Annotated in this window: 2 protein-coding genes; both read left to right on the top strand. The window is 37.9% G+C overall.

Going from position 1 to position 1,593, the window contains the following annotated elements:
• The coding region (locus tag BpJC4_RS15725) for a Mu transposase domain-containing protein (protein WP_443098249.1) at window positions 1-818 on the top strand (818 nt) is incomplete at its 5' end.
• On the top strand, window positions 806-1,522 hold the full coding sequence (gene istB / locus BpJC4_RS15720; protein WP_151681994.1) for an IS21-like element helper ATPase IstB: 717 nt from the start codon (window positions 806-808) through the stop codon (window positions 1,520-1,522). The genes BpJC4_RS15725 and istB, both read left to right, overlap by 13 nt.
• Window positions 1,523-1,593 lie beyond the last annotated feature (71 nt).

Below are 1,593 nucleotides of genomic sequence, written 5' to 3'. Positions count from 1 at the left end.
CAGCCAGCGGAAATGAAAAAGGGAATGTCGAATCAAAGGTGAAATATATTCGAAACAATTTCTTTTTACCTGAACAAACAATCTATCAACTAGAAAGTTTTAATGAATCTTTATGGGAGAAATGTGAGAAGGACTGGAATCGTCCGCATTATGAGAAGGAGCGACTCATCGCTGAATTATTTGAAGAAGAACAAGCGTTATTTCTTCAATTGCCAGCCAAAGAATTTGAATGTGTCCGATATGAGCAGGTCACGGCTGATAAGTACGGTTTCATCCATTTAGAAAACAATTTATATTCCACGTCTCCCCGTTTTGCCAAACAAAAGGTTTTGGCAAAGATCTCTTATCATGAGATTGCCATTTTAACAGAAGAGCATGAGCTGATTATCAAGCACGAGCGTTTATATGGCACAAAACAAAAATCAATGAAATGGCAACCATATCTTACGTTAATGGCCAAAAGGCCAAATGCATTAAAATATACGGATTTCTATGAAAAGATGCCGGAAGAATGGAAAAATTATTTTTCCAATTGTACCGTTCAAGAAAAGAAGGAAGCATTACAACTACTAGCTGTTTTACTAAAAGAACATGATTTCGAAGTTTCGACACAGGCTTTGAGGATTGCCTCCCAGTATGGTCATCCGAAAGTAGAATCGATTAAACAGGTATTTTATCAATTAATCAATGGAAGAGGTATACGAGAGCCAATTCAACCGAAAAAACACGTTCCAGATATGCCGGAAGCCATCCGAGGAGTAAGGCATTATGACCGCCTATTCGAATCCCAAGGAGATGTGGCATCATGGAACAAATGATTAAGGAATATGCCAAAAGACTAAAATTAAGCTGGATTCCAGCCAATTACCATACCATCCATGCGGAAACAAATGAGGAATTTTTACTGAAGCTGTTTGAACGAGAAGTGCAGCATCGAGATGAGAGAAGGATAAATTTACTACTAAAACAGGCGACATTGCCGAAAATTCCAAATAAACCTTATGATTGGCGGGAGATTCAACTAGCCCCAGGCATCACAAAAGATTATATTTTAGAAGGTGAGTTTACGAAAAATCAGGAAAACCTTATCTTCTATGGCGGAGTGGGAACCGGTAAAACATTCCTTTCCACTCTCATCGCCCTCAATTTGATGAAAAAACAAGGAAAAAGAGTGAAGTTCTATACGGCCGCCTCCATTGTCAATGCTTTATTGGAGGCCAATGAAAAAGGTGACCTTGGTAAATTTCTCAATCAAATCGAAAAGTTGGATCTCTTGATTCTTGATGAATTGGGCTATATTCCATTGCATAAACAGGGGGCAGAGTTATTATTTCAAGTTATTTCCATGTGTTATGAAACCAAAAGCATCATTGTGACAACCAATTTACCTTTTAGCCAATGGAATAATGTCTTTGGCGATCCCATTTTAACAGAGGCCGTCATTGATCGGCTGATTCATCATTCTCATTTAATCATCTTCAATGGTGAAAGTCACCGATACAAAGACTCAATCTCTCGTTAACCATGGAATTTGGCAAGTGTATGTATGCATTTTTAATTGCCATTTCATACATTTTCTACTTGCCAAAAACA

Source organism: Weizmannia acidilactici (genome assembly GCF_008974185.1).
Lineage (GTDB): Bacteria > Bacillota > Bacilli > Bacillales > Bacillaceae_C > Weizmannia > Weizmannia acidilactici.
Note: the sequence above shows the minus strand (reverse complement) of the source record. Positions and strands in the feature narration are given on the sequence as shown.